The sequence below is a fragment of the Streptomyces nojiriensis genome (assembly GCF_017639205.1).
Lineage (GTDB): Bacteria > Actinomycetota > Actinomycetes > Streptomycetales > Streptomycetaceae > Streptomyces > Streptomyces nojiriensis.
Genome location: NZ_CP071139.1, coordinates 4,052,016 through 4,074,960 on the forward strand (window position 1 = coordinate 4,052,016; position 22,945 = coordinate 4,074,960).

A 22,945-nucleotide genomic window follows, 5' to 3' on the forward strand; every position below is an offset into this window, starting at 1 on the left:
CTCACCGCAGATACGTCTTCGGATGCCCTGGGGGTACCCCCGGAACGGGCCCGGGGGAAGCAGCCCGGCCCGGCCGGGCGACACCGGGGGAACCCGGCCGCGGACCCCGGGCACCGAGGCGCTTGCGGACTCCTCTCACCAGTCTCCCCGCCGTGAAGCCCGCGCCGTGTACGAATCGCATGGAAGGGCCGAATGAGGGAGCCGTCAGCAGCCCCGCGAAGAACAGCCCGGGCCACGAGGACTCGAACCCGGGGCTCAGCTCCGGCGCCCCGCTGCCCCCCACGGTCTCCAGCGCCGCCCGCAGCCCCGCGTCGAGCAGTTCGAGGCGGGCCAGCTCCGGGGCGAAGCCGGTGGCCGCGATGACGTGCGCGGTGTCCAGCACCACGGATTCCCCCGCCCGGGTGGTCAGTCCGAGCCGGGTCCGCTCGCCCACCGCCACCGCCCGGTGCAGCCGGTGCCCGAGCAGGACGGGAACGCGCCGCTCGAAGCGGTCCCTCAGCCACCAGGCGCCGGCCGGGCCCAGCGCCGTCGCCGCGATCCGTTCCCGGGTGGGCGCGGGCAGCCGGCGCACCGCCCAGGGCAGCTCCGACCACACCCAGCTGCGCCAGCCGGTGCCGAGGCCGCTGTGGGGATCGCGCAGGGCCCGCATCGGGGGCCGGTCCAGGGGCTGCGGGACGGTGTTCCAGTTCAGCCGGGAGCGCCGGGCGACCAGGCAGGGCAGCGCGCCCTGCTCGGCCAGCAGGGCGGCGGTCTCCAGGGCCGCCTGCCCGGCCCCGAGCACGGCGACCTCGCGGCCCGCGAACCGGCTCAGGTCGCGGTGGCCGCTGCTGTGCGAGTAGTGCGCGGGCGGGAGGTCCGCCAGCGCCCCGGGGTGGCGGACGAACGGCATCACCCCGACCGCGAGGGCCACCGCGCGGGCGAGCAGGGGCGGTCCTTCGGCGGTGCGCACGCGGAAGCCGTCGCCCTGCGGGGTCACCTCCAGGACGGTCACCTCCTCCACCTCGGGCGCGGCCTGCCGGGCGAACCACATCCCGTACGCGCTGAACGTGCCGATCGGCAGCGGAGTGCCGTGTTCCGCGGTCATGCCGAGGGTGGCGCAGTAGTCGGCCAGGGTGTGCCGCCCGTCCGGCGCGGACAGGTTGGACGACCAGGGCTCCGACTTCAGGTACATGCCGTCGGGCATGTGGTCGCGCCACGAGGCCATGGGCCGCCCCAGCAGCCGTACGCCGAGCCCCGCGGCCGCCGCGTGGGCGGCGATCGACAGCCCGTACGGGCCCGCACCGATCACCACGAGATCGTCGATCCGCGTCAACGCCGCTCCTCCAGCTCGATGTTCACCGGCCCGGCCCGGTCCGCCGTGACGGTCCCGGTCAACGGGACACCAGCTCGTCCGGCTCGGCCGAGGCCGCCGGCGGAACGGGACGGGCGGTCTGTCCACCGGAACCGGTCGAGCCGCCGGAACCGGTGGGCGTCTGGTTCCGGCCGCGCTGCCGGGGCGCGCGGACGACCGCGAGCGCCGTGCGGCGGCCCTGCTCCGGAACCCCGCGCAGCACCCGTACCCCCTTGCCCGCGCCCCGCCCCAGCAGAGCGCCGAGCATCGCCAGGAACGGCAGCAGATCGTCGGCGGCGAACCAGGCCGTCTCGACGCTCCCCCGCTCGGCGGACCGCTTCGGGGCCCGCTCCGGGACCGACCTCTGATCCGCGCCCGCGCCCGCGCCCGGGCCCGAGGAAGCGGACGCGGACGCCGCCGCCGGCCCGGCCGGATCCGCCGGGACCACCGCCGGGCGGCGCGGCATCGACCCGCCCCGGAGCCGCGCCAGCAGCGCGTAGTTCTCCGCGACGAACACCCGGCCCGGGCCGCCCGAAGGCTGCGGGACCTGCTGGCCCGTCAGATCCAGGTACATCGCCTGTACGACGTCCAGCCCGGCCGAGTCCGTGAACAGCCGGAACTGCGCGCCCGGCCGGGGGTTGAAGTCCACCAGCCGGAAGCAGCCCAGCTCGTCGCGGCGGAAGTCCAGGTCCAGGATCCCCTGGTAGCCCAGCCGTTCGGCGAGCCGCAGCCCCGCCTCCTCCACCGCCGGATCCGGCAGCCAGCGCCCCACGGCCGTCAGCCCCGTCCGTACCGGCCAGGACAGCTCCTTGCGGCCCGAGCCCGCGAGCAGCGGATGCCCGCCCCGCGCGAAGGCGCCGTGGAAGAACCAGTCCGTGTCCGGACCGGCCGGCAGGAACCGCTGGAGCAGCAGCCTGCTGCCGGCCTCGGCGGAGCGCTCGTAGAGCCGGCGCGCCTCGGCGGTGGTGTGCACGAGCATGGTGCTGCGCAGCCCGTCGGCTCCGGAGGGCAGCAGCCAGGGCCGGCTCCACTTGGCGATCACCGGCAGGCCGAGCCGCCAGGCCGCCTCGGCCGCCTCGGCCCCGCTCGCCGGGATCACGGTCTCCGGGTGCGGGACGTCCCACCGCGCGCAGAGCCGCGACAGCTCGGCCTTGTCGGCCACCCGGGCGGGCAGGTTGTCGGGCTGATGGGGAATCCGGAAACGCTCGCGGAGCATCGGCGCGACCCGGGACACGGCGATCGCGCTCAGGTCGTCCATCGCGATGAGCACGGCCGGCCGGCCGATCCGCTCCGACACCCCGGTCAGGCACTCCAGCAACGCCTCGGGCGCCTCGGGGTCCAACCCGCCCACCGGTCCGGGATGCACGGCGCGCAGATAGCGCGAACGCCCCATGGGGCCTCCCCCGGCCTCGACGACGGCATGGACCTCCACGCCCTTGCGGCCAAGGGATCTGACGGCGCCAAGGGTTCCGTGGTGGAACGGATTCCGATCGAGTCTGAGCACGACGGCGGGCACATGGTTGAGATACGCGTGCATGGCAACGGTGTCTTTCACCTAGTCGGACCAAGCGGGGGTGGTGCGCAGCTGCTAATGGCCTACGCGGCAGTCACCGGACAGGCCATTCGTCAGATCTGATGCCTAACGTCTTTGGTAAGCACACCGATTCAGGAAAGCTCGGGAGACGCCATGCCCAGACCACGCCGCCGACTGGCGAGCACCTGCATCGGTACGGTCACGGCCGGACTGCTGGCCACCGGTGCCGCGCTCGCGACACCCGAGAAGGACCGGCCCGAGGGGTCCGACATCGCCATGGGCGCCTATCTCGACTACGGGCCGCCCGGGGTGGCCCGGATCCCGTACCTGTCGAGCTGGCTGGGCGGCAAGAACATCCGGGTCGGGCACACCTATCTCCCCGGCGACAAGTGGGCCGGTATCGAGGGCAGGGTCTCGTTCCTGGAGGACTGGGCCGACTGGCGCCAGGCCGAGGACGACCGGCTGTTCGTCCTCAACGTGCCCATGCAGGAACGGAACGAGGGCCGGGTGCCCGACTACCGGGTGGCCCAGCTGATCAGGGCGGGCGCGGAAGGCCGGTACGACCGGCACTTCCAGCGGCTCGCCGAGCGGCTGGTGGAGCTGGGCGTCCCGGACACGGTGATCGTGCTCGGCTGGGAGATGAACGGCGTCACCTACACCCACCGGTGCGCACCGGACCCGGAGAACTGGAAGGTGTACTGGAAGCGCATCGTCACGACGATGCGCGCCGTGCCGGGGCAGGAGTTCAAGTTCGACTTCGCCCCGAACAGAGGTGCGGACGCGATCGGCTGGACCAAGTGCTACCCGGGAGATGACGTGGTCGACGTCATCGGAATGGATTCCTACGACCAGGGTCCCGGCCGGACCTTCGACGACCAGATCACCCAGCCGTACGGGCTCCAGCAGCAGGTCGACTTCGCGAAAGCACACGGCAAGCCGATCTCCTACCCGGAGTGGGGGCTGTTCCGGCGCGGGGACAATCCGGAGTACGTGCGGCGCATGCTGAAGTGGATCGAGCAGCACAAGCCGCTCTACCACACCATCACCGACTACTGCCCGCACGGCGTGTGGCAGTGCAAGCAGAACCCGGAGTCCTCGAAGGCGTTCCGCGACGCGCTGACGCCCGAGCGGCCCGGCCCGGTGGTCCCGACCCCGGTGGTGCCCACGCCCGTGGTGCCGACCCCGGTGGTCCCGACCCCCGTGGTGCCCACGCCGGTCGTACCGACCCCGCAGGTCCCGACCCCCCAGGTGCCGACGCCCCAGGTCCCGACCCCGCAGGCGCCCACTCCCACGGTCCCGAAGCCGGAGCTCCCCACGCCCACGCCGGTGGTCCCGACGCCCGCGGTCCCGACCCCCCTGGTCCCCACACCTCAGGTACCGAAGCCCGAGGTACCGAAGCCCGAGGTACCGAAGCCCGAGGTCCCGGCGCCCACGCCGGTCGCCCCGAGCCCGCAGACCCCGCTGCCGGTGACCCCGAGCCCGGTCGCCCCGAGTCCGCTCGTCCCGACACCCGAGGTCCCCGACCCCGACCCCGACCCGGATCCCGAGCCCACCCCCCGGCCCTCGCCGGCGGTCCCGACGCCCCAGGTCCCGGCGCCCGCACCGGTCACCCCGAGCCCGGTCACCCCGAGCCCGGTCACCCCGAGCCCGGTCGCCCCGAGTCCGCTCGTCCCGAGCCCGGTCACGCCGAGCCCGGTCACGCCGAAGCCCGAGCCCACGCCGCCGAAGCCCCTGCCGCAGCCCACGCCGCCGCCGGTCAACAGCAGGCACTGGTGCGTGCCGCTCAACTTCGGCGAGTGGCTCTCCAAGCTGGTCGGCAAGCAGTCGGTCTGCATCAAGCTGGACTTCGGCAAGGAATCCAGCTTCTGGCCCTTCTAGACGGGTCATCGCACCCGCAGTTCGTTGAGCCGCGCCCGCCAGTCCCTGGCGGCCGGCAGTACCTCCCGCAGTACGTCCACCGCCCGCTCGCGCCCCGTCACCTGCGACTCGTGTACGCGCAGCAGGGGCGCGAGCGCCGCCGTGGCCAGCAGGAAGCGCCGGTTGACGACCGTCTCGGGCCGCCAGTGGTTCTTGTACGGCTCGTTGCCGCGCAGGAAGCTCACCACCGGCCGGCCCTCGGCGAGCGCCCGCCCGGCCTCGTAGCGCAGCAGCAGCGTCGCGACGTCCACCTTCCGCGTCCGCAGGTCGGGGTCGGCCCCGTACAGGTAGCCGCCGCTGAGCCCGGCCGACAGCAGCGTGACGTTGGCCGCCACCACCTTGCCGTCCAGCCGGAACTCCGTCAGCCGGCTCTCCCCGGCGCGCACCATCCGCCGCGTGGCCCGGGTCAGGTGCTCGGCGAAGCGGGGCCGCAGGTGCTCGGGCGTCACCCCGCGGCCGCGCCACTGCTTCTCGTGCAGCCGCAGCAGGGTCCGTACGGCGCGCGGCACCTCCTGCTCGGTGACCTCGTGCTCCTCGATCCCGGCCGCGTCGGTCTTGCGCAGCTTGGCCCGCACCCGCTGGGCGCCGGAGGCCGGCATCCGCTTGACCAGTTCGTCGAACGGCAGGGTCGGCAGCTCCATGCACGTGGAGTCGGTGAGCACGGCGGACACCCCGGGCCACTGCCGGTACAGCTCCTCGGCTGCGGCCCCGGGACGTACCTCCCGCAGGTCCACGACGGCGCCGCGGGCGGCCCGGTGCAGCCCGTGGGCCAGCGCGGGGAGGACCTGGTCGGCGTACTGCGCGGCCACGAGCACGTCGAAGTAGTCGGTGATGGGACCGCCGATCGGCACCAGCAGGGGCATCGGCCGGTGTACGAGCATCAGCGGGACCGCGCCGACCAGCTCCTCGCCGCGCCGGACGAGGACGATCCGCAGCCGGCCGTCCTTGCCGTACGACAGCCACCAGGAGTGGAGCCAGGCGTGGCTCTGGAAGGGGGTGGCGGTGGGGCAGCCGCGGAAGAGCCTGTTCCAGGACTCCTCCAGCGCGGCGAACTGCCGGGGGTCGCGGCACAGCGTCACCGACAGGGCCCCGGCGGAGCCCGGACTCATCGAACGGACTCCTTCTCCTTGGCCGAGGCCGGCTCACCCTGGGCGGGCAGCGAGGCGTACTCCTCGACGGGGGACTCGGCGGCCGCCTCCACCGGGGACCCGGTCGCGCCGTCCTCGGAACGCCGCGCGCGGCCCGGCCGGGCGAGCAGCCACAGCCCGCCCAGCAGTCCGCCGGCGCACATCCCGACGGCGCCGCTGACGGCGGCGGACGGGGAGGCGGGTGCGGACGGGGCGACCGCCTGGTTGAAGAGCAGCAGCTGTACACCGGTGTTCTTGGCGGCCTGATTGCTGCTCAGGGACAGTGCGTCGGCGACCGCGTTCGCGATGTCGGCGGCCTCGGCGGGGCTCTTGGAGGTGCCCGTGACAGCGATCATCGGGGACTCGGGGGAGGTCTCGGCCCGTACCTGGGTACGCAGCCTCGCGGCGCTCACGCCGGCCCGCGGCTGGGCGTAGGCGAGGGTGGAACTGCTGGTCGCGATCCGGGCGTAGGCCTGCGCGAAGCCGAGGGCGGTGGCCGGCTCGGTGGTGTCGTCGGGTACGGCGACGACATAGCTGGTGGCGGCGTACTCGGGGGCCTTGAGCACCCCGTACGCCCCGCCGGCGGCCAGCCCCAGCAGGGCGCAGGCGGGCAGCGGCCACCACAGGGGCGCCCACGGCTTCCGGCGGCGCTGCCTGCGCTCGGAGCGGTGGTCCGGCTTCCGCTCGGACCTGCTCTCGGCCTTCTTCTCGGGGTTCTTCTCGGACGTGTCGGCCATGGACGTGCTCGCTTCCTGGGTGGAGGGGAGTTCCTTCGGGTCCCGTCGGGACCCCTTCGGGCAGGGGAGGGATCAGCCGGTGCCGGTCGGCTCCGCAGGTCCGGGCCCGACCGGCTCGCGCCGGGCACCGACGACGGCTGCGCCGCCGGCGCCGGGCGCCGGGCCGGCGGCGGCGCGGCCCCGGGCCGTCCCGGCGGTGCCCGGCGCGGCCGAGAGGGCGAGGTCGTACACGTCCAGCAGCTGCCGCGCGCTGCGGGCGATGTCGTAGCGGCGGACCACCGGCGGCGGGGGCAGCCGGCGCGCGCCCGCCTCCATGTGGCCCCGCAGCGCCGCGACCAGTTCCTCCGTGCCGGTGCCGATGCGCCGGGCCCCGGGGGCCTGCGCGGCGGGCAGGTCGTCGATGGCCGGGCAGGTCACGTGCAGGACGGGGAGCCCGGCGGCCAGGGCCTCCACGACGGCGAGCCCGAAGGACTCCTCCCGCGACGGGGAGACGAAGACGTCCATCGCGGCCAGCAGCGCCGGAATGCCCGGGGTGCGGCCGTCCGCGCTGTCGCCCAGCGGATCCCGCTCCCCCAGCAGGTGGATCCGGCTCTGCGCGCCGAGCTCGGCGGCCAGCCGGCGCAGCCCCGCCCGCTCCGGCCCGTCCCCGGCCAGCAGGAGGTGCGCCCCCGGCAGCGCGGCCACGGCCCGCACCAGGACGTCGAACCGCTTGCCGGGGACCAGCCGGCCGACCCCGCCGACCACGAAGGCCCGCTCGGGCAGCCCGGTGCGGGCCCGGGTGGCCCGCCGGACGCCCTCGTCGAAGCGGAAGCGGACGGCCTCGATCCCGTTCGGTACGACGTGCACCCGCGCGGCCGGCACCCCCCACCCCTCCAGCCGGGCGGCCACGGTGTCGGAGACGGCCACGGTGGCCGCGCCCAGGCGTTCACTGGCCAGGTACAGCGTGCGGACCCCGCCCGAGAGCGGCCGGCCCTCGATCTCGCCCTCGCCGAGGGAGTGTTCGGTGGCCACGGTCGCCGCGGTGCCCGCGAGCCGGGCCGCGAGGCGCCCGTAGACACAGGCCCGGTACAGGTGCGTGTGCACGAGGTCGTACCGGCCGCGCCGGATGAACCGCACCAGCCGGGGCAGCGCCCCCAGGTCCCGGTTGCCCCGCATGCCCAGGTGGACGACCCGGACCCCGTCGGCGCGCAGCCCCTCGGCCACCGGCCCGGGGTTGGTCAGCGTCAGCACGTCGCACTGCATCGGCATGTGGCGCAGCAGCAGCCGCAGTTGCTGTTCGGCGCCGCCGACGCCGAGCCCGGTGATGATGTGCAGTGCCTTGACCGACTGCATCGTCTTCATCGCTGCACCCCGCGCCGCAGCTCGCGCACCTGGTGGCGGAGCTGCTTGATCCGCAGCCGGGCGCCGCCGTCGGCCTGGCTGACGTGCGTACGCGGCAGCGCGTGCGGGCCGGCGAGCCGTCCGGGGTCGATGGCGCAGGCGTAGCCGTAACCGGCGGCCCGGGTGGCGGCGACTACCCGGGCGTCGAGGTGCCCGTACGGGTAGCAGAACCCCTCGGGCAGGGTGCCGGTCAGCTCGCGCAGCAGGTCGCGGCTGCCCCGCAGTTCCTGCTGGAGCACGTCGTCGGCGGTCGCGGGGAGGTCCTGGTGGAGCAGTCCGTGCGAGCCGATCTCCTGTCCGGCGTCGGCGACTTCGCGGATGCCCTCGGCGGTGAGCAGGGACTTGCGCGGACCCAGCGGGTCCCACACGTTGTCCACGCCGAGCCGCCCGGGCAGCACGAAGAGGGTGGAGGTGCAGTCGTAGCGGCTCAGCAGCGGGAGCGCGTGGGTCAGGAAGTCGGTGTATCCGTCGTCGAAGGTGAGCCCGACCAGGCCGGCGCCGCGGCCGGCCGCGCGGGCCCGCAGCAGTTCGCCCACGGACACCCCGCGCAGGCCGCGGGAGCGCAGCCACAGCAGCTGGGCCTCCAGGGCGAGCGGGGTGACGGTGATGCCGTACGGGTCCTCCGCGGGGTCGGTGAACTCGGCGACCGAGTGGTACATCAGGACCCACGGTGAAGCGGTCCGGCGGGTGGGGACCAGCACGGCGGCGGGGGCCGTGTCGGTGTCAGCGGACATTGCGGAACCTCTGCGTGAGCTGGGAGATCTGACCGGGCAGGGCGGTGACTTCGAGGGCGCGTATGGCCATGCCGGTGGCTCCGAACATGGCCGGGACCAGCAGGCAGCCGAGGGCGGCGCTGAGCATCGGGTCGGGGATCTTCGGGCCGGCGATCCAGCCGGTACCGGCCGCGGCGACGGCGGCGACGGCGAGCCGGCCGATGCTGCCGACGACCCGGCGGACCTGGATGGCGATGATCCGGGAGCCGAGGCCGGTGAGCAGCAGGACGGCGGTGGTGGAGATGCCGGCGGCGTTGGCGGCGGCGATGCCGTAGGTGCCCCACCAGCGGACGGCGAAGGCTCCGGCCACGATGTTGACGAGCAGTCCGGCACCCATCGCGAACGCCGGGAACCAGGTGGGCCGGGCGGTCGAGAAGAAGGGCCGGGACAGTGCGCCGACGAGGCAGTGGCCGAGGAGTCCGAGTCCGTAGACCCGCATGACGGAGGCGGTGGCGAGGGTGTCCTCGTGGGTGAAGGCGCCGCGTTCGAAGAGGACCTGGATGATCTGGGGCGCGTAGCCGATGACGAGTGCGGTGCCCATCAGGACGGCGAGCGAGGCCAGCGCGAGGTCCTGCTCCACCCGCCGCCGGGCCTTCTCCCGCTCTCCCGCGGCCATGGCCTGGGCGACGACGGGGAAGGTGACGGTGCAGATCATCAGCGAGAGCACCATCGGCATCTGCGCGACCTTCTGCGCGTAGTTGAGGTGGGAGATCGCCCCGGGCGGGAGCGAGGCGGCGAGGAACCTCTCGACCAGCACCTGTGACTGCCGGAAGACCGCGAAGAAGATCACGGGGGCGATGACCCCGAAGGCGATGAGGGTGGGGCGGTCCCGGTCGCGCTGGCTGCGCGGGGCGGCCTTCTTCGCTCGGGGCGGGCCGAAGCCCACGTTCCGGACGAAGGCGGGCAGTTGGACGAGCGCCATCAGGAACCCGCCGACCGCGACGCCAGCGGCGGCGGCCCGGACGCCCCACAGGGTGTGCAGGGCCACCATCGTGCCGATGATGCCGACGTTGTACGAGACGTAGATCGCGGCGGGCGGCAGGAAGGACCTGTGCGCGCGCAGCGCGGCGCTGAAGTATCCGGCGATGCCGAAGGAGAGCACGGTCAGCGCGGTGAGCCGGGTGCACTCGACGGCCAGTGCGGGGTCGGGCAGGCCGGGGGCGAGCACGGAGACGACGGCGGGCGCGGCCACGACCAGCACGGAGGCGACGGCGGCCAGGAGCACGACGAGACGCGGCAGGGTCGCCCCCACCAGGAGCCGTACGGGGTCCTGCGCGCGGGCCTCCCTGCGGGTGAGCCCGGCCCGGCCGGCGGCCCGCCGGGCCAGGGCGTGGCTGAAGGCGGGCACCATCAGCAGCGCCATGGCGTCCTCGATCAGCAGCGTCGAGGCCATCTCGGGCACGGTCCAGGCGATCAGGAAGGCGTCGCTGTCGTGCCCGGCCCCGAAGAGGTGCGCGATGGTCTGGTCGCGCACCAGCCCGAACACCGCCCCGGCGGCCGTCAGTCCGGCGGTGACGGCGGCGGCCTTGGCCAGGAACCGCCCGAGCGGCTGACTCCCGCCGGTGCCGGGGCCGCTCCCGCTCGGGGTGGCGGACTCGGGCAGCTGGCTCGCGCCGGGGGTGGCTGCGCCGCCCGCCGCCCGGCTCCCGCCGGGGGTTGCGGAGAGCCCGCCTGCCGCCTGGCCCCCGCCGGGGGGTGCGGAGAGCCCGCCCGCCCGGCGGGCTTGGCGGAGCCGAGCCCGCCCGCCGGGGCCGCTCCCGCTCGGGGTGGCGGACTCGGGCAGCTGGCTGCCGCCGGGGCCGGCCGGGGCGAACGGCTCATCCACGACTTGGCTCCCGCCGGGGGTGGTGGAGAGCCCGCCCGCGCGGCGGGCATGACGGAGCCGGCCCCCGGCGGGGCCGGCGGACTCGGGGGCCTGGCTGCCGCCGGGGGTGGCGGAAAGCGCGACCGCGCGGCGGGCCTGGCTCGCCCTGGCCTCGGAGGTTTCACCGAAGCCGCTCGCGGCCACCTGCATGCTGTGGCGGCCCGAGGCTCCGCCCGGGTATCCGGCGGAGCCGAACACGGGCCTGCGCGCACCCGGATTGCCGCCCGGGAGCCCCCCGGCGGCGAACCCGGGGGCCGCCGGGACCGGCACGGCCGGCGCGGCCGCCGCGGCGAGTCCCGGATCCCCGGCGGGCCGCCCGGTCACGGGCCTGCTCCTCGGGTACCCGGGGTCCGCCGGGCCGGGCGCGCTGCGCGGGTACCCGGCCGCGCCGGGAGGGCCGGCCGGGTCGGCCCCGGTGGCGGGTCGCCCGGGCAGGGGCGCGCTCCGGGAGCGCCCGGCGAAGCCGGGGTCCGCCGGGACACGGGTGTGGCCCGCCCCGGCCGGGGAGCCGGAGGCGGGCCGTCGAGGCGTGGTGTCCGTCACGGGCGGGCCGCAACCCCGGGGGCCCTACCCCGTGAACCCGCACCGCCGAGCGCCTCGGAATCCGCCGCCCCCGGAGAGGACAGCGCCCACCAGGCCGCCAGGCCGATGATCACTCCGGTCAGCACCGTGGACGGCCCGCCGATGTCCGCGTAGAGGAAGTCGGTCAGCTGCCACACGAACAGCCCGATCGCGATCAGCCCGCAGTCCCGCGCAGCCGCACCCGCACCCGCGCCCCCGCCGGAGCCGAGCCGGCGCAGCCCCGCGACCAGCAGGGCCGCCCAGCCGCCCACGAGTGCGACCAGCCCGATCAGGCCCTGCTCGCTCAGGATCAGCAGGTACATGTTGTGCGGGGAGAGCAGCGGCTGGCGCAGGTACGCCTGGCCGGCGCCCGCGGTGTCGCTGCCGGAGGACAGGCCCAGCGAGGCGTGCCCGTCCCGGTTGGCCGGGAAGCCCTTGAGCCCCACCCCCACCGCCGGCCGCTCGCGCCACATCGACTCGGCGGCGGCCCACATCGTGTAGCGGTCGGTCACCGACTGGTCGGGGGCGCTGGAGACCTGGGTGATGGAGGTCAGCCGTTCGGCGACCATCTCCGAGCCGACCCCGAACCCGCCGACCAGGACCACCCCGGCGGCCGCGAGCGCGGCGCCCACCTTCAGGGCCCGCCGGATCCCGGCCAGTGCCATCACCAGCACCGCCGCGCCGGCGGTGGCGATCCACGCTCCCCGGCTGAAGGACAGCACCAGCGGGAGCACCAGCGCCAGTGCGCAGCCGCCGGCGATCCGCCGCAGCCGTCGCGGCAGTCCTGGAGCGAGCCCGGCGGCGGTCGCCACGATCAGCCCGTACGCCACGACGGTGGCCATGCCCATGACGTCACCGGGGCCGAAGGTGCCGACGGCCCGGACGTCCGCGCCCTGGTACGAGGCACCGGTGTGGGTGGCGTACTGCACGACCCCCACCGCGCCCTGCACCAGCGCCAGGACCACGAAGCACCCGGCGGCCAGCCGGAATTCCGCGGCGCCCTGCACCAGCAGCACCACGGCCGCCGGGACCAGGACGAAGACCTGCAGGTAGCGCACGAAGCCGGGCAGGGCGGCGTACGGGTCGCCCGCGGTCATCGTGGCGACCGCGAGGCCGACGGCGGGTGCCCCGAGCACGAGCACGCCCAGCGGGGTCAGCGTCCGCACCCGGCCGCGCAGCGCCTGCACCGCGCAGACGAGGACCAGCAGCAGCGAGGCGGCGTCGGCCGGGCCGACCTTCCCGGAGGCGGTGGCGTCCCCCGCCGGGAGCGGGGCGAGCAGGAACAGCACGGTGGCGGCGAGCGGCAGCAGCGGCCAGTGCCGGCGCAGCAGACCCGGCACGTCCGGCCGGACCAGCCGGCCCGGTACGGCGAGGCTCATCAGCTGCCCCCCAGCCGGAAGCGGAAGAAGGAGGCCGCGGTGCGGGCGAGGATCCACAGGTCCTGCCACAGCGACCAGGTGTCGATGTAGTGGTTGTCGAAGCGGGCCCGGTCCTCGATGGAGGTGTCCCCGCGCAGGCCGTTGATCTGGGCGAGGCCGGTGATGCCGACGGGCATCCGGTGCCGGGCCTCGTAGCCGGGGTGGACGGTGGAGAACTTGGCGACGAAGAAGGGCCGTTCGGGGCGGGGGCCGACCAAGGCCATGTCACCGCGTACGACGTTCCACAGCTGCGGCAGCTCGTCCAGCGAGGACTTGCGCAGGAAGGACCCGACCGGGCTCATCCCGCGGTCGCCCGCCACCGTCCAGCGGGTGGCGGCCTCGTGCTCGTCGGCGCGCAGGGTACGGAACTTCAGGAGGGTGAAGGGACGCCCGTACAGGCCGACCCGCTCCTGCCGGAAGATCACCCCCGGCCCGTCCCAGACCCGTACGGCCAGCGCGCACGCCCCCATCACGGGCGCGGCGGCGAGCAGCGCGATCAGGGCGAGCACGGTGTCGATGCCCCGCTTGGCCCAGCGCTCCAACGGCCGGGCCGGGCGCGGCAGCAGCGGCTGCACGGCGTAGCCCCAGAGCTGGTCGGCGGGGTGCGGCAGCCGCATGCCGGTGACCTTGGCGGTGCCGGCCGGGTCGGCGAGCCACAGCCGGCAGCCGTGGTCGTGGAAGAGCCGGACCAGGGAGGCGGTGCGCTCGTCGGCCTCGGGGGGGCGGGTGAACACCGCGTGCCCGACGGAGTTCTGGATGACCGCGCGCCGGATGTCCTCGTGGGTGGCGAGCAGCGGCAGGGCGCCGCCGTCGCCCTCGGCGGGGGCGTAGCCCGCGCCGGGATCCGCGAGCCCGACCGGGCGCAGCCCGAATTCGGGGCGGCCGTGCAGGGCGGCGGCCACCGCGCTCGCCCCGGCGCCGGGTCCGACGACGAGGGCGGAGGCGGGCCGGCGTACGACCGAACGGCGCTGGAGCTCGTTGACGAGGCCGCGGCCCGCGCACGCCAGGACGACCTGCAGGCAGACGGCGGTGAGCAGCGCGCTCCAGCCCATGGCCCGGGCCGGGTCGGCGGCGGCGGTGACGGCGGCGACCGAGCACCACAGCACGGCGGAGCGGCCGGCCAGCACGGGCAGTTCGAGGAGTGCGGAGGGGGCGAGCCGCGGCCGGTAGAGCCCGGCCTGCGCGTGCAGCGCGGCGAGCAGGACGGGGGCCGCGGACAGGACGGGCGCCGCCGCCGCGGGCAGGGTCGTCGCGGTGAGTACGGCGGCCAGCGCGTCGGCGGTGAGCAGGGGGAGCACTCGGCCGCGGCGGCGGACGCGCCGGGTGCGTACGGCGGAGCGGGCCGGGTCGGCCCTGGGCCCGCGCGGGGGGTGGATGGCGGTCGCTGAACGGCGGGCCGCAGCGGGGGGCGCGGGCGCGAAGGCGCCTCCGCCGGCGGGCCCCGTGCCGCCCTGCCCGGTGTGCCGGGCGGGTGCGCTGTCCATCGTCATCGGCTGATGCGCTCCTGGTTCAAGGGCCGGGGCCTGCCCAGCAGTTCGTGGTACAGGCCGGTGACCGCGTCCGTGGTCCGCCGCACGTCGAAGTCGGTCCGGGCGTGCTGCCGAGCCTGCTCCCCGAGTTCGGCGAGCAGCCGCGGCTGGGCGAGCAGCCGCCCCAGGGCCTGGGCCAGGGCCGTCGGATCCTCCGGCGGCACCAGGCACAGGCGTCCCTGGCCCGGCGGCAGGCTCTCCCTGGCACCGCTGACGTCGGAGACCAGGACCGGGCGGCCACAGGCCATGGCTTCGAGCGGGGCGAGCGCCATGCCTTCCCATCGCGACGGCAGTACAACGAGATCGGCGGCCCGAAGCCACGGTCGGATGTCGGCGGCGGCGCCCGCGAAGTGCACCCCGGGCGCGGCGATGCGGCGCAGCCGTTCGGTGTCGGGACCGTCCCCGACGAGGGCGAGGCGGGCTCCGGGGATGGTGGCGAGCAGCTCCGGCCAGGCCCGCAGCAGGATGTCCTGCCCCTTCTGGGGGCAGATGCGGCCCACGCACACGGCGAGCGGCCCCTCGGCCGGGAAGCCCCCGGGCAGCGGCAGTTCGGCGCGGGCCCGGGCCCGGTCCCGGTCGGGGTCCGGTCCGCCGGGGCGGAAGTGGTCCAGGTCCACGCCGTTGCGGATCACCGACCAGCGGGCGGTGATCCCCTCGGTCTCGCCGGCGCGGCGTTCGGCGTCGCTGACGCAGAGCACCCGGTCGGCCCAACGGGCCCCGTACCGCTCCCAGCGCAGCGCGAGTGCGCCGGTGGCCCCGCCGACCGCGTCGAAGGACCAGGCGTGGGGCTGGAAGACGGTGGGCAGGCGCCCGCGCGCGGCGAGCCGGCCGGCCAGGCCGGCCTTGGCGCTGTGGGCGTGCAGGAGGTCGGGCCGTACCTGGTGGAGCACCTGGCGGGCGCCGATGACCTCGGCGGGCAGTCCGGGCCCGGGGGCCCGCCCGGCGCGCCAGGTGAGCACCTCGGCCCCGGCGGCCCGGGCCGCGTCGCCGAGCGTGCCGCCGGGCGGACACCCGACGACGGCGCGCAGCCCTTCGGCGGTCTGCGCGCGGACGAGGTCGGTGACGACCCTGGCCACACCGCCGTCGACGGGTTGTACCAGGTGGAGGACGGTCGTGGGCTGTACCGCCCGAGGTTGACTGGGCACGTGGAGCGGTCTCCTACGTTCAGCGGCGCGCGTCTGTCTGAACGAAGAGCACACCGAGGAAATGACCCTGAATTTCACCCGTGAACCTGAAGCTCAGACTGCGGGCACCACCGGACAGGGCGGGACTCAGGTCGAACACGTCCGCGTCATATCCGAGATTATTCATATGTTCGGGCTGTCGCACGAACGATTGATCGCCGAATTCCGTGATCGTGGAATTCATAACATCATTAAAAGGATTTTCTCCATCGCTGAGACTCACCCGGCGCCCGCTGTCGGCCGTCACGGTGAGTGAATCCCCGAGGACGCCCCGGTCCCCGTCGTACCCGACCACCCCGACCCGGCCCGCGGAGCCGGCCGGCGCGTCCAGGCCCTCGATCTCGACGGCCGCTTCACCCGCACGGGCGGCGATCGACTCGAAGCCGTCCCACAGCGAGAGCCGGCGCACCGGCTCCTGCGGGTGCTCGTAGGCGACGACCAGGGTCCAGCCGCCCCAGGCCCCCACCTCGGAGTGGCCCATCGCGATGTTGAGCTGGGCCACCGTCCACAGGCCGGCACCGCCCTTGCGGACCAGCGGGGTCACATCGGCGGATGCCTGGTAGGCATCGCTGCCCGCGTCCGTGCGGTGGCCCATCACCGTGTCGGCGAGGACCTCCTTGTACGCGCCGCCGGGCTCGGCGACCAGCACCCGGCCGTTGTCCTGCGGCGGCTTCTGCTCACCCACCCGCAGGTTCCCGCCCCAGTAGAGGCGGGCGTACGAGACCTTCGCGCCCTGCGGGACCTTGAGCTCGGCCCGGGTGGAGTTGTAGGTGTCCGGGTCCTTGTCGACCTCGCTGTAGAACATCTCGAAGTCGCCGTTGACCCCCGCCGCGCCCTTCTTGACCTCGGCGCACGGCTCGGCCTGCGGGGACTGCTCCTTGCGGCAGCTGATGCCGGAGTTGGAGGCGCGCACCAGCCCGCCGTGCTGCACGGCTTGGTAACGCTGGGTGAATGGGACCCGGGCCAGCTCCTTGGGGGCGGGAGCGGCCACCGCCGTCTGGGCGTTGACGGAAAGGGTGAGGCAGGACAGCAGACCGAGCGTGCCGAGGATTCTGCGGGAGGAACCCATGACCCTGTCTCCATTTTCGATCAGGGGGACAAAACAGGAGTGAACTTTGGCAGAAATCAGGCTGGAAATCACGCCGGACTCGCCCGTACGGCCTTTTGGGCGATAGCACGCACCCTCGCAACGGGCGGGTCGTTATGGGTTGCACCATTGTTCGAACCGAAAGGAAATGGGGAGATGAAGACCGGCGGGTCTCCCGGCGCCTTGAGCGGCAACCCGCTCCAGGCGCCCGTCGGCGTCCCGGTGCACGCCTGCGGCCCCGCGGCGAACGCGGCCGCCCCGCCGAAACCCGCGTCCGGCACCACCCGCATGGGCGCCCGACCGTCAACCGTGCTGCCCGAAACGCCCGCATCCGAGTGAAGCCACGCAACCCGAGCCGGGGCCGCGCCGTTGATCCGGGTGCTCCGCTACCGGGCAATCCTGCAAAAAAGGGACGACAATGATCAAGAAGATGATGGCCTCGGCCGCGGTTGCCGCCTCGGTCGTGGGCATCGGTGCCGCCATGGCCCCGCAGGCGATGGCGATCGGCAACGACAACGGCGTCAACACCGTCCAGGGCAACGGCGCCGCGCAGATCTACGGCAACCAGGCCACCTACGGCAACATGAGCCCGCAGATGGCGCTGATCCAGGGCTCCTTCAACAAGCCCTGCATCGCCCTCCCCGCGAAGGCCAACGTGCAGTCCGTGCTGGCCCTGATCAACGTCGGCGTCCAGGACATCCCCGTCCTGTCCAGCCCGCAGAACCAGCAGTGCACCGAGAACTCCACCCAGGCCAAGGGCGACGAGGCCCTGTCGCACATCCTGGACAACATCCCGGTCCTCTCCGGCAACGTCTCGAACGGCAGCTGACCGAGGCCCGCGCCAGCGAGGCCGTCGCACCCACCGGGTCGCGGCGGCCTCGCCGCATATTGAGCCGGGACGATCCCGGCCCCGGAATTGTCGATATGAATCCACCGGCACCATGAATTCGATCCGGACATCGGACCGGACGCCGGGATGAATTGTCGACCGGCCGCCGAAAATGTGCGGTTTCTTTTTCCCGGACCGCTCGTTGTTAATTCTGCAGTGGACACGCCTCTGCGGGAAGGAAAGAAATCAAAATGACGTACAAGAAGGCAGTGGTGCTGGCCGCCGGCGCTCTCATGCTCGCCGGTGCCGCCTCCCCCGCCATGGCCGATGCGGCCGCCGAGGGCAAGGCCGTGGGTTCCCCCGGCGTCCTGTCCGGCAACCAGGCCCAGGTGCCGGTGCACGTCCCGGTCAACGTCTGCGGCAACACCGTGAACATCATCGCGCTGCTGAACCCGGCGTTCGGCAACACCTGCGTCAACGCCTGACGAAGCGCTTGTGCCCGCGAGGGCAAGCCTCCTCGGTGTGGCCTCGGAGTGCACGGCGGTGCACTCCGAGGCCACCTCCGACTCCACACCGGCCGTGGCGCCGGTAGACAGGGAAGGACCCATGCGACAGGTACTGAGCCGACAGGTACTGGGCAAGGGGATGCTCACGGCGGCAGCCGCGTCGAGTCTGTTGTCGATCGCGACCGGCGCGGCCTACGCGCACCACGGAGCGAGCGCCGAGGCCTCGCATTCGCCGGGTGTGCTGGCCGGCAACAGCGTCTCGGTACCGATCACCTTCGCACCGAACGTGTGCGGCAACAGCGTGGATGGCGGTGCGGCGCTCAACCCTGCGATGGGGAACACGTGCGTCACCGACACCGGCTCGCACACGGGCGACGGCCACGACTACGGGCGCTACCTCAGCCCCGAGAACGCCGAGGCCTTCGAGCGCTACCTCGACGAGCGCGAGGGCCGGCACGCGGTGCCGGAGCAGCGCCACGGGTCGCCGCGCCACGCGGGCGGGTACGAGCAGCCCCAGCAGGAGCGGACCCGGCACGAGCAGCCCCGGCACGAGCAGCCCCGGCAGGACGGGCCGCGGCACGCGAAGCCGCGCCAGGAGGAGCCGCGCCACGAGGGCGGCCACGGCGGCCCCGGTGGGCAGCGCGGCAAGGAGGAGTGCGACGACCAACCCGAGTCGTCGGCGCCCCCGCCCCCGCCGGCGCACCACGCCCCTCCCGCGCCCGAGCGGCCGCACCCGAAGCCGGAACCGGTGGAGGAGCACCCGGCCCCGCTGCCCACCCCGGAACCGGTGCGGGAGGCGCCCGCGCCCCCGCCCGTGGCTCCGCCGGCACCCCCCGCGCCGCAGCCACCGGCCGAGGAGGCCCCGCACACGCTCCCCGCCCCGGCGCCCTTCCCCGCACCGGTCGAGGAGGCTCCGCACACGCTGCCGGCCCCCGCACCCGTGGTGGAGGAGGGGCCCGCGCCCGGACCGCCGCACGGCAGCCTGCCCGTGGAGCACCCGGCTCCGGCCCCCGCGCCCGAGGCCGTACCGCCCGCCGACCAGCCGCCGGCCGCCCCCGGCGGGGACACCCCGGTCACCCTCCCCCGGTGACGGCCCCGCCGGCTCCGGCGCCCGCCCCGGCGCCCGCGCCCGTACAGCCGCCGGCCCCCGCTCCGGCGCACGCGAGCGGGCCCGTGCTGGCCCAGACCGGCGCGGGTCAGCCCGCGGCCGCGGCGGCTCTCGCCAGCGCCCTGATCCTGGGCGGCGCCATCCTCTACCGGCGGTCGCGCGTCTCCTGACCGGCAATGCCGGTAATCAGAATAAACAGTGGCCGGAGAATCCCCCGTGGGATTCTCCGGCCGCTGTCATGCCCTCGCCCTTAACCGCGTACGCGTTCGCGTTTCCGCAGCGTCGGGGAATCGTTACCCAGGGCGAAAGCGGCGCGACGGTCGCCGCTGACGCCTCTGTCCACGAAAGAAGAGGATTTCGATAATGAAGCTCACGAAGGTCGCCGCTGTCGTCGTCGGCTCCGTCGCCGCGCTCGGCGCCTCCACCACCGCCTTCGCCGCCGAGACCACGGCCGCGATGCCCCCCATGAGCCTGACCGGCGGGGTGACCGAGACGCTGAACTCCGTCGGGCCCGTCTCCGAGTCGCTGCCGCAGACCGTGGGCAACGGGCTGGCCGAACAGGGCGACACCGTCAACAAGGTCGTGGGTACCGCCCAGAAGGTCAACAAGGTCCGCAACGACGTGCCCGGCACCGTGCTGGGCCTCGCGAACGGCGCCACCCAGGCGTCCCCGATGCTCGGCGGCGTCAAGCTCAACGGCGGCCAGTGAACCGTCCCGGCTGAACACCCGCCGACACGACTGTGGGCGCCACCGGCGAGGCCGGGGCGCCCACAGTCGGTTGTTCGGCCGACGTCAGTTGTTGACGCAGACGTTGCCGAACGCCGGGTTCAGCAGGCCGACGATGTTCACGGTGTTGCCGCAGACGTTCACCGGGATGTGCACCGGCACCTGGGCCAGGTTGCCGGACAGGACGCCGGGGGAACCCACGGCCGCACCCTCGGCCGACGAGTCGGCGGCGGCGGAGCCGGCGGCACCGGCCGCAGCGAGACCAGCGGTGGCCAGGACCAGGGCGGCCTTCTTGGCAGAGTTCATGGGAAGTGCACCTTCTGTTCGATGTTCTGCCCCGAACCGGGGCTCACACCGAGCGAAACGGTCCAGCTTCCCAGACGACACGGCCACGCGCACGATGAGACCTATTCGGCTCAATTGTCGTAACCATCCGACGGGTTCGGCCCGCGACCGCTCCTACGGGACGGCAGGAAGGGCCGGGACCTCGGGGACCGTCGGGGTCACGGGAAGCTCGGGAAGCACAGGAACCTCGGGGGCCGCCGGCAGCTCCGGCACCAGCCCGTCGACCGGCGGCAGCTCGGGGATGAGGCCCGACAGGTCGGGAAGCTCGGGAAGCTTGATGTCCGGCAGCTTCGGCAGCTCGATCGGGGGCAGCTTCACCCCGTCGGGCAGCAGACCCCCTACGGAGGCGAGAAGGTCCTGCAGCGTCTTGGTGAGGCCCGACAGGAGGTCGTCGATCGGACCGGCCTTGGCGCGCCGCTCGATCTTCTCGGCCTGGCGCTGGACCGAGGCGACCCGCCCGCTCGGGGCCCCGGAGCCGTCGGCCTCCGCGGCGCCCGCGGGGGCAGCCGCGCCGGACAGTATGACGACGGCGAGGGCCGACGGGACGAGGAGGCGGGCGCGGGACGGCTTCGTGTGGCGCATGGATGTTCCTTCGCGGTGGGGACACGGAAGCGGACCCGAACGGTCCGCTTCCTCACCCACCGTGCGAACACCTCGCACGGAGCGCAACCGGAACCCCGGTGGATGCTGGCTGCGTACGGGCTTCGCGCAGGCGTCCGGAGCCCACTCACCCGGGCCGGGGAAAACCTCGACACGCGCAGGCCGTTTGAGTGAAGCAGCGGAACCAACTCCCTGGTCGGGCAGTTGACCAGGGCGCTCCATCAGCGGGCACTCGTGCGACAGAAGGAACAAGATGTTCAAGAAGTTCATGACCGCCGCCGCGGTCTCCGCCGTTGCGATCGGCGCGGGCGCTGCCGCCGCGGCCCCGGCCATGGCCATCGGCAACGACAACGGGGTCAACACCGTCAACGGCAACGGTTCCCAGCAGATCTACGGCAACCAGAAGACCCACGGCGACATGAGCCCGCAGCTCAGCCTGGTCCAGGGCACCCTCAACAAGCCCTGCATCGGCCTGCCGGCGAAGGTCAACGCCCAGTCGATCCTCGCCGCGCTCAACATCGGCGTCCAGGACATCAACGTCCTGTCCAACCCGCAGAACCAGCAGTGCACCGAGAACTCCACCCAGGCCAAGGGCGACGAGCCGCTCTCGCACATCCTGGACAACATCCCGGTCCTCTCGGGCAACGTCTCGAACGGCAGCTGAACTCCGGCTCCTGCCCCTCCGGGCGATCGCGGGCCGCTGAGCCTGTGGAGTGAATGACGAGGGCCCCGGCGGCGTCCAGCCGCCGGGGCCCTCTTCGCGTTCCGCCCGCGGCGGTCAGCCGGTCCAGAAGTCCCACCAGCGGGTGAGGACCAGCATGCCGAGCACTCCGATGTGCAGGGCGGGCGGGGCCCAGCCGAATTCGGTGAAGAAGCCGCGCAGCGGGCCGGGGGCGGGCAGGGCGCGCGTACGGACGTTGTGCGCGGTGACCGCCCAGAACATCAGCAGGGTCGCGACCCAGGCCAGGCAGCACCACAGGCAGAGCGCGTTGATCTCGTAGAGCGACTGGACCATCAGCCAGCTGCAGAAGCCGACGCCGAAGAGCGTGCCGGCGTTCAGTCCGAGCCAGAACCAGCCGCGGTAGCGGGCGCCGGCCAGCAGGCCCACGCCGACGCAGACCACGACGGCGTACGAGACGAGCCCCAGCATCGGGTTGGGGAAGCCGAAGGCCGACGCCTGCTCGCTCGCCATCACGCTGCCGCAGGAGACGACCGGGTTGAGACTGCACGCGGGCTTGAAGTCCGGGTCCTCCAGCAGGAGGAACTTGTCGAGGGTGATCACCCACGAGGCCAGCAGCCCGACCGCGCCGGTGACGGCCAGCAGCCAGGCCAACCCCTTCGGTGCGGCGCCCCGTTCGCCCTCGTGTCCACTGCGGGGCCGTACCTGCTGACGCGGGAGGCCCACTGTATTCGTTGCCATGCACCCCATAGTCCCGCGCTTCCCCGCAGATCGGATCCAACCGGGCTGATCCGTACGCAAGTTGACCTGAAGGTGTGGCGGGAACCTCCGATGCTTCCCGGACGTTTTACCGAACCCCGGACGTGATGTCAGAGCCAGGGGTTACGTTGAGCTTCCGCGAAGTGACAAGCTGCGACGGCCTGGAGACCCACCTTGAGCGATCCGTACGAGACAACCGAGGCGCACCTCGAACGACTCCTCGGCCGCGCCCTCAACTCCTTCGACCTGCCGGACCGGCTGGTCGAGCGCCTCGGCACGGCGCTCGCCCACAGCTCTTCGCTCTACACCACCCACCACAGCCCGGAGGCGGGCATCTGGCGGGAGACCCACCGGCACACCTATCTGCTGACCGACGGCGGTTCGGCCTCGCTGTGGGAGCTGGCCTACCGGCTGGAGGGCGACCGGACGGTCCGGCACGAGGTCTTCGCGAGCAAGGCGGAGACCTGCCTGGCCGTGACCCGGCTGTTCGGTGAGGCACCGGCCGGGGCGTCCCCGGATCCGGTGCTGGTGCCGGGCGAGGACGAGCCGGAGAACGGCGTGGCACTGCTGAGCGCGCTGTACGCGGCCCCGGCCCCGGTGCGGCGGCACCGGGAGTACGCGGTGGAGGACTCCGCCGACCACGCCCGGCGGGTGCTGCGCCGCGCGGAGAACGTGGACCGGCCGGGCGAGCGGGTGGCGGCACTGCTGCGCTCGGCGTACGCGCACCAGATCACGCAGGCGTTCGGCACGCGGCAGTGCCTCGCGGACGGGCGGGGCGCGGGTTTCAGCCTGTACGAGCACGCTTTCGTCCTGCTGGACGGGACCGAGGTCAGCCTGTGGGAGGTCGAGCACACGGCGACGCCCGACGGGCGGCACATGTGCGAGGTGTACGAGAGCGAGGCGGCCGCACGCGGAGCGATGGAACTGCGCGCCCGCGTACGGTGATCCGGCC

General features: G+C 73.9%; 23 protein-coding genes. 9 read left to right on the top strand and 14 right to left on the bottom strand.

What is annotated here, in order from left to right; genetic code table 11:
* Position 1: 1 nt before the first annotated feature.
* Both JYK04_RS18745 and JYK04_RS18750 read right to left on the bottom strand, forming a co-directional pair.
* Positions 2 to 1,303 (bottom strand): NAD(P)-binding domain-containing protein, encoded by a 1,302-nt coding sequence (locus JYK04_RS18745; protein ID WP_189735698.1) that lies wholly within the window; start codon positions 1,301 to 1,303, stop codon positions 2 to 4.
* A 67-nt stretch (positions 1,304 to 1,370) separates the two neighbouring features.
* Positions 1,371 to 2,723, bottom strand: coding sequence for a carboxylate--amine ligase (locus tag JYK04_RS18750; protein WP_373297386.1), 1,353 nt, complete (start codon positions 2,721 to 2,723; stop codon positions 1,371 to 1,373).
* Positions 2,724 to 3,017: 294 nt separating this feature from the next.
* Between JYK04_RS18750 and JYK04_RS42400 the strand changes: the two genes are divergently transcribed.
* Positions 3,018 to 4,742: a glycosyl hydrolase gene (locus tag JYK04_RS42400; protein WP_189735373.1), complete on the top strand. Its 1,725-nt coding sequence runs from the start codon at positions 3,018 to 3,020 to the stop codon at positions 4,740 to 4,742.
* A gap of 5 nt (positions 4,743 to 4,747) precedes the next feature.
* Here the strand turns inward: JYK04_RS42400 and JYK04_RS18760 are convergent, their stop codons facing one another.
* The 9 genes from JYK04_RS18760 to JYK04_RS18800 all read right to left on the bottom strand — a co-directional run bounded on the left by JYK04_RS18760 (position 4,748) and on the right by JYK04_RS18800 (position 16,423).
* Positions 4,748 to 5,890, bottom strand: a complete 1,143-nt coding sequence (locus tag JYK04_RS18760) for a GNAT family N-acetyltransferase (RefSeq protein ID WP_189735371.1) — start codon at positions 5,888 to 5,890, stop codon at positions 4,748 to 4,750.
* The gene (locus JYK04_RS18765; RefSeq protein WP_189735370.1) at positions 5,887 to 6,645 is read right to left on the bottom strand and encodes a YveK family protein; all 759 of its coding nucleotides are present in this window, start codon (positions 6,643 to 6,645) and stop codon (positions 5,887 to 5,889) included. Before JYK04_RS18765 ends, JYK04_RS18760 begins: the two co-directional genes overlap by 4 nt.
* 72 nt (positions 6,646 to 6,717) lie before the next feature.
* Entirely contained in the window at positions 6,718 to 7,986 is a 1,269-nt protein-coding gene (locus JYK04_RS18770) for a glycosyltransferase (RefSeq protein ID WP_229875097.1), read from the bottom strand.
* On the bottom strand, positions 7,983 to 8,759 hold the full coding sequence (locus tag JYK04_RS18775; RefSeq protein ID WP_189735368.1) for a polysaccharide deacetylase family protein: 777 nt from the start codon (positions 8,757 to 8,759) through the stop codon (positions 7,983 to 7,985). Before JYK04_RS18775 ends, JYK04_RS18770 begins: the two co-directional genes overlap by 4 nt.
* On the bottom strand, positions 8,749 to 10,812 hold the full coding sequence (murJ, locus tag JYK04_RS18780) for a murein biosynthesis integral membrane protein MurJ (RefSeq protein WP_425282277.1): 2,064 nt from the start codon (positions 10,810 to 10,812) through the stop codon (positions 8,749 to 8,751). Before murJ ends, JYK04_RS18775 begins: the two co-directional genes overlap by 11 nt.
* 389 nt (positions 10,813 to 11,201) lie before the next feature.
* Positions 11,202 to 12,602, bottom strand: coding sequence for an O-antigen ligase family protein (locus tag JYK04_RS18785; protein ID WP_189735367.1), 1,401 nt, complete (start codon positions 12,600 to 12,602; stop codon positions 11,202 to 11,204).
* On the bottom strand, positions 12,602 to 14,131 hold the full coding sequence (locus tag JYK04_RS18790; protein ID WP_425282271.1) for an exopolysaccharide biosynthesis polyprenyl glycosylphosphotransferase: 1,530 nt from the start codon (positions 14,129 to 14,131) through the stop codon (positions 12,602 to 12,604). Before JYK04_RS18790 ends, JYK04_RS18785 begins: the two co-directional genes overlap by 1 nt.
* Positions 14,128 to 15,315 carry a glycosyltransferase gene (locus JYK04_RS18795; RefSeq protein WP_229875096.1) on the bottom strand — a complete coding sequence of 396 codons (1,188 nt, stop codon included), beginning with the start codon at positions 15,313 to 15,315 and terminating at the stop codon, positions 14,128 to 14,130. The genes JYK04_RS18790 and JYK04_RS18795 overlap by 4 nt, the downstream gene beginning before the upstream one ends.
* A 19-nt stretch (positions 15,316 to 15,334) precedes the next feature.
* Positions 15,335 to 16,423, bottom strand: coding sequence for a DUF3344 domain-containing protein (locus JYK04_RS18800; protein WP_373297384.1), 1,089 nt, complete (start codon positions 16,421 to 16,423; stop codon positions 15,335 to 15,337).
* 174 nt (positions 16,424 to 16,597) lie between these two features.
* Between JYK04_RS18800 and JYK04_RS18805 the strand changes: the two genes are divergently transcribed.
* The 6 genes from JYK04_RS18805 (at position 16,598) to JYK04_RS18830 (ending at position 19,592) form a co-directional block, all read left to right on the top strand.
* Complete coding sequence (locus tag JYK04_RS18805) at positions 16,598 to 16,780, top strand: chaplin family protein (RefSeq protein WP_189735362.1); 183 nt, start codon at positions 16,598 to 16,600, stop codon at positions 16,778 to 16,780.
* Between the two features lie 79 nt (positions 16,781 to 16,859).
* Complete coding sequence (locus JYK04_RS18810) at positions 16,860 to 17,270, top strand: rodlin (RefSeq protein ID WP_030011310.1); 411 nt, start codon at positions 16,860 to 16,862, stop codon at positions 17,268 to 17,270.
* A gap of 251 nt (positions 17,271 to 17,521) precedes the next feature.
* Positions 17,522 to 17,755, top strand: coding sequence for a chaplin (locus JYK04_RS18815; protein WP_189735360.1), 234 nt, complete (start codon positions 17,522 to 17,524; stop codon positions 17,753 to 17,755).
* Positions 17,756 to 17,876: 121 nt separating this feature from the next.
* Entirely contained in the window at positions 17,877 to 18,866 is a 990-nt protein-coding gene (locus JYK04_RS18820; protein WP_208809273.1) for a chaplin, read from the top strand.
* The gene (locus JYK04_RS18825; protein WP_208809274.1) at positions 18,863 to 19,054 is read left to right on the top strand and encodes an LPXTG cell wall anchor domain-containing protein; all 192 of its coding nucleotides are present in this window, start codon (positions 18,863 to 18,865) and stop codon (positions 19,052 to 19,054) included. The genes JYK04_RS18820 and JYK04_RS18825 overlap by 4 nt, the downstream gene beginning before the upstream one ends.
* Positions 19,055 to 19,247: 193 nt before the next feature.
* On the top strand, positions 19,248 to 19,592 hold the full coding sequence (locus tag JYK04_RS18830) for a hypothetical protein (RefSeq protein WP_189735356.1): 345 nt from the start codon (positions 19,248 to 19,250) through the stop codon (positions 19,590 to 19,592).
* A gap of 84 nt (positions 19,593 to 19,676) precedes the next feature.
* Here JYK04_RS18830 and JYK04_RS18835 read toward each other — a convergent pair whose 3' ends face one another.
* Together JYK04_RS18835 and JYK04_RS18840 are read right to left on the bottom strand one after the other, a co-directional pair.
* The gene (locus tag JYK04_RS18835; protein WP_030761723.1) at positions 19,677 to 19,916 is read right to left on the bottom strand and encodes a chaplin; all 240 of its coding nucleotides are present in this window, start codon (positions 19,914 to 19,916) and stop codon (positions 19,677 to 19,679) included.
* Between the two features lie 153 nt (positions 19,917 to 20,069).
* On the bottom strand, positions 20,070 to 20,537 hold the full coding sequence (locus tag JYK04_RS18840; RefSeq protein ID WP_189735354.1) for a hypothetical protein: 468 nt from the start codon (positions 20,535 to 20,537) through the stop codon (positions 20,070 to 20,072).
* Positions 20,538 to 20,808: 271 nt separating this feature from the next.
* Between JYK04_RS18840 and JYK04_RS18845 the strand changes: the two genes are divergently transcribed.
* Positions 20,809 to 21,219 carry a rodlin gene (locus tag JYK04_RS18845; protein ID WP_189735353.1) on the top strand — a complete coding sequence of 137 codons (411 nt, stop codon included), beginning with the start codon at positions 20,809 to 20,811 and terminating at the stop codon, positions 21,217 to 21,219.
* Between the two features lie 114 nt (positions 21,220 to 21,333).
* Here JYK04_RS18845 and JYK04_RS18850 read toward each other — a convergent pair whose 3' ends face one another.
* Positions 21,334 to 21,975, bottom strand: a complete 642-nt coding sequence (locus JYK04_RS18850) for a vitamin K epoxide reductase family protein (protein WP_189735351.1) — start codon at positions 21,973 to 21,975, stop codon at positions 21,334 to 21,336.
* A 192-nt stretch (positions 21,976 to 22,167) separates the two neighbouring features.
* Between JYK04_RS18850 and JYK04_RS18855 the strand changes: the two genes are divergently transcribed.
* On the top strand, positions 22,168 to 22,938 hold the full coding sequence (locus JYK04_RS18855; RefSeq protein ID WP_189735349.1) for a DUF6227 family protein: 771 nt from the start codon (positions 22,168 to 22,170) through the stop codon (positions 22,936 to 22,938).
* Positions 22,939 to 22,945: the final 7 nt, after the last annotated feature.

What these genes read in the sequence shown, in the direction of transcription:
- JYK04_RS18820 (WP_208809273.1), top strand. Translation starts at nt 17,877, where the DNA reads ATGCGACAGGTACTGAGCCGACAGGTACTGGGCAAGGGGATGCTCACG.
- JYK04_RS18785 (WP_189735367.1), bottom strand. Translation starts at nt 12,602, where the DNA reads ATGAGCCTCGCCGTACCGGGCCGGCTGGTCCGGCCGGACGTGCCGGGT.
- JYK04_RS18815 (WP_189735360.1), top strand. Translation starts at nt 17,522, where the DNA reads ATGACGTACAAGAAGGCAGTGGTGCTGGCCGCCGGCGCTCTCATGCTC.
- murJ (WP_425282277.1), bottom strand. Translation starts at nt 10,812, where the DNA reads ATGCAGGTGGCCGCGAGCGGCTTCGGTGAAACCTCCGAGGCCAGGGCG.
- JYK04_RS18790 (WP_425282271.1), bottom strand. Translation starts at nt 14,131, where the DNA reads ATGACGATGGACAGCGCACCCGCCCGGCACACCGGGCAGGGCGGCACG.
- JYK04_RS18845 (WP_189735353.1), top strand. Translation starts at nt 20,809, where the DNA reads ATGTTCAAGAAGTTCATGACCGCCGCCGCGGTCTCCGCCGTTGCGATC.
- JYK04_RS18835 (WP_030761723.1), bottom strand. Translation starts at nt 19,916, where the DNA reads ATGAACTCTGCCAAGAAGGCCGCCCTGGTCCTGGCCACCGCTGGTCTC.
- JYK04_RS42400 (WP_189735373.1), top strand. Translation starts at nt 3,018, where the DNA reads ATGCCCAGACCACGCCGCCGACTGGCGAGCACCTGCATCGGTACGGTC.
- JYK04_RS18830 (WP_189735356.1), top strand. Translation starts at nt 19,248, where the DNA reads ATGAAGCTCACGAAGGTCGCCGCTGTCGTCGTCGGCTCCGTCGCCGCG.
- JYK04_RS18750 (WP_373297386.1), bottom strand. Translation starts at nt 2,723, where the DNA reads ATGGGGCGTTCGCGCTATCTGCGCGCCGTGCATCCCGGACCGGTGGGC.
- JYK04_RS18840 (WP_189735354.1), bottom strand. Translation starts at nt 20,537, where the DNA reads ATGCGCCACACGAAGCCGTCCCGCGCCCGCCTCCTCGTCCCGTCGGCC.
- JYK04_RS18850 (WP_189735351.1), bottom strand. Translation starts at nt 21,975, where the DNA reads ATGGCAACGAATACAGTGGGCCTCCCGCGTCAGCAGGTACGGCCCCGC.
- JYK04_RS18760 (WP_189735371.1), bottom strand. Translation starts at nt 5,890, where the DNA reads ATGAGTCCGGGCTCCGCCGGGGCCCTGTCGGTGACGCTGTGCCGCGAC.
- JYK04_RS18765 (WP_189735370.1), bottom strand. Translation starts at nt 6,645, where the DNA reads ATGGCCGACACGTCCGAGAAGAACCCCGAGAAGAAGGCCGAGAGCAGG.
- JYK04_RS18805 (WP_189735362.1), top strand. Translation starts at nt 16,598, where the DNA reads ATGAAGACCGGCGGGTCTCCCGGCGCCTTGAGCGGCAACCCGCTCCAG.
- JYK04_RS18775 (WP_189735368.1), bottom strand. Translation starts at nt 8,759, where the DNA reads ATGTCCGCTGACACCGACACGGCCCCCGCCGCCGTGCTGGTCCCCACC.
- JYK04_RS18770 (WP_229875097.1), bottom strand. Translation starts at nt 7,986, where the DNA reads ATGAAGACGATGCAGTCGGTCAAGGCACTGCACATCATCACCGGGCTC.
- JYK04_RS18800 (WP_373297384.1), bottom strand. Translation starts at nt 16,423, where the DNA reads ATGGGTTCCTCCCGCAGAATCCTCGGCACGCTCGGTCTGCTGTCCTGC.
- JYK04_RS18810 (WP_030011310.1), top strand. Translation starts at nt 16,860, where the DNA reads ATGATCAAGAAGATGATGGCCTCGGCCGCGGTTGCCGCCTCGGTCGTG.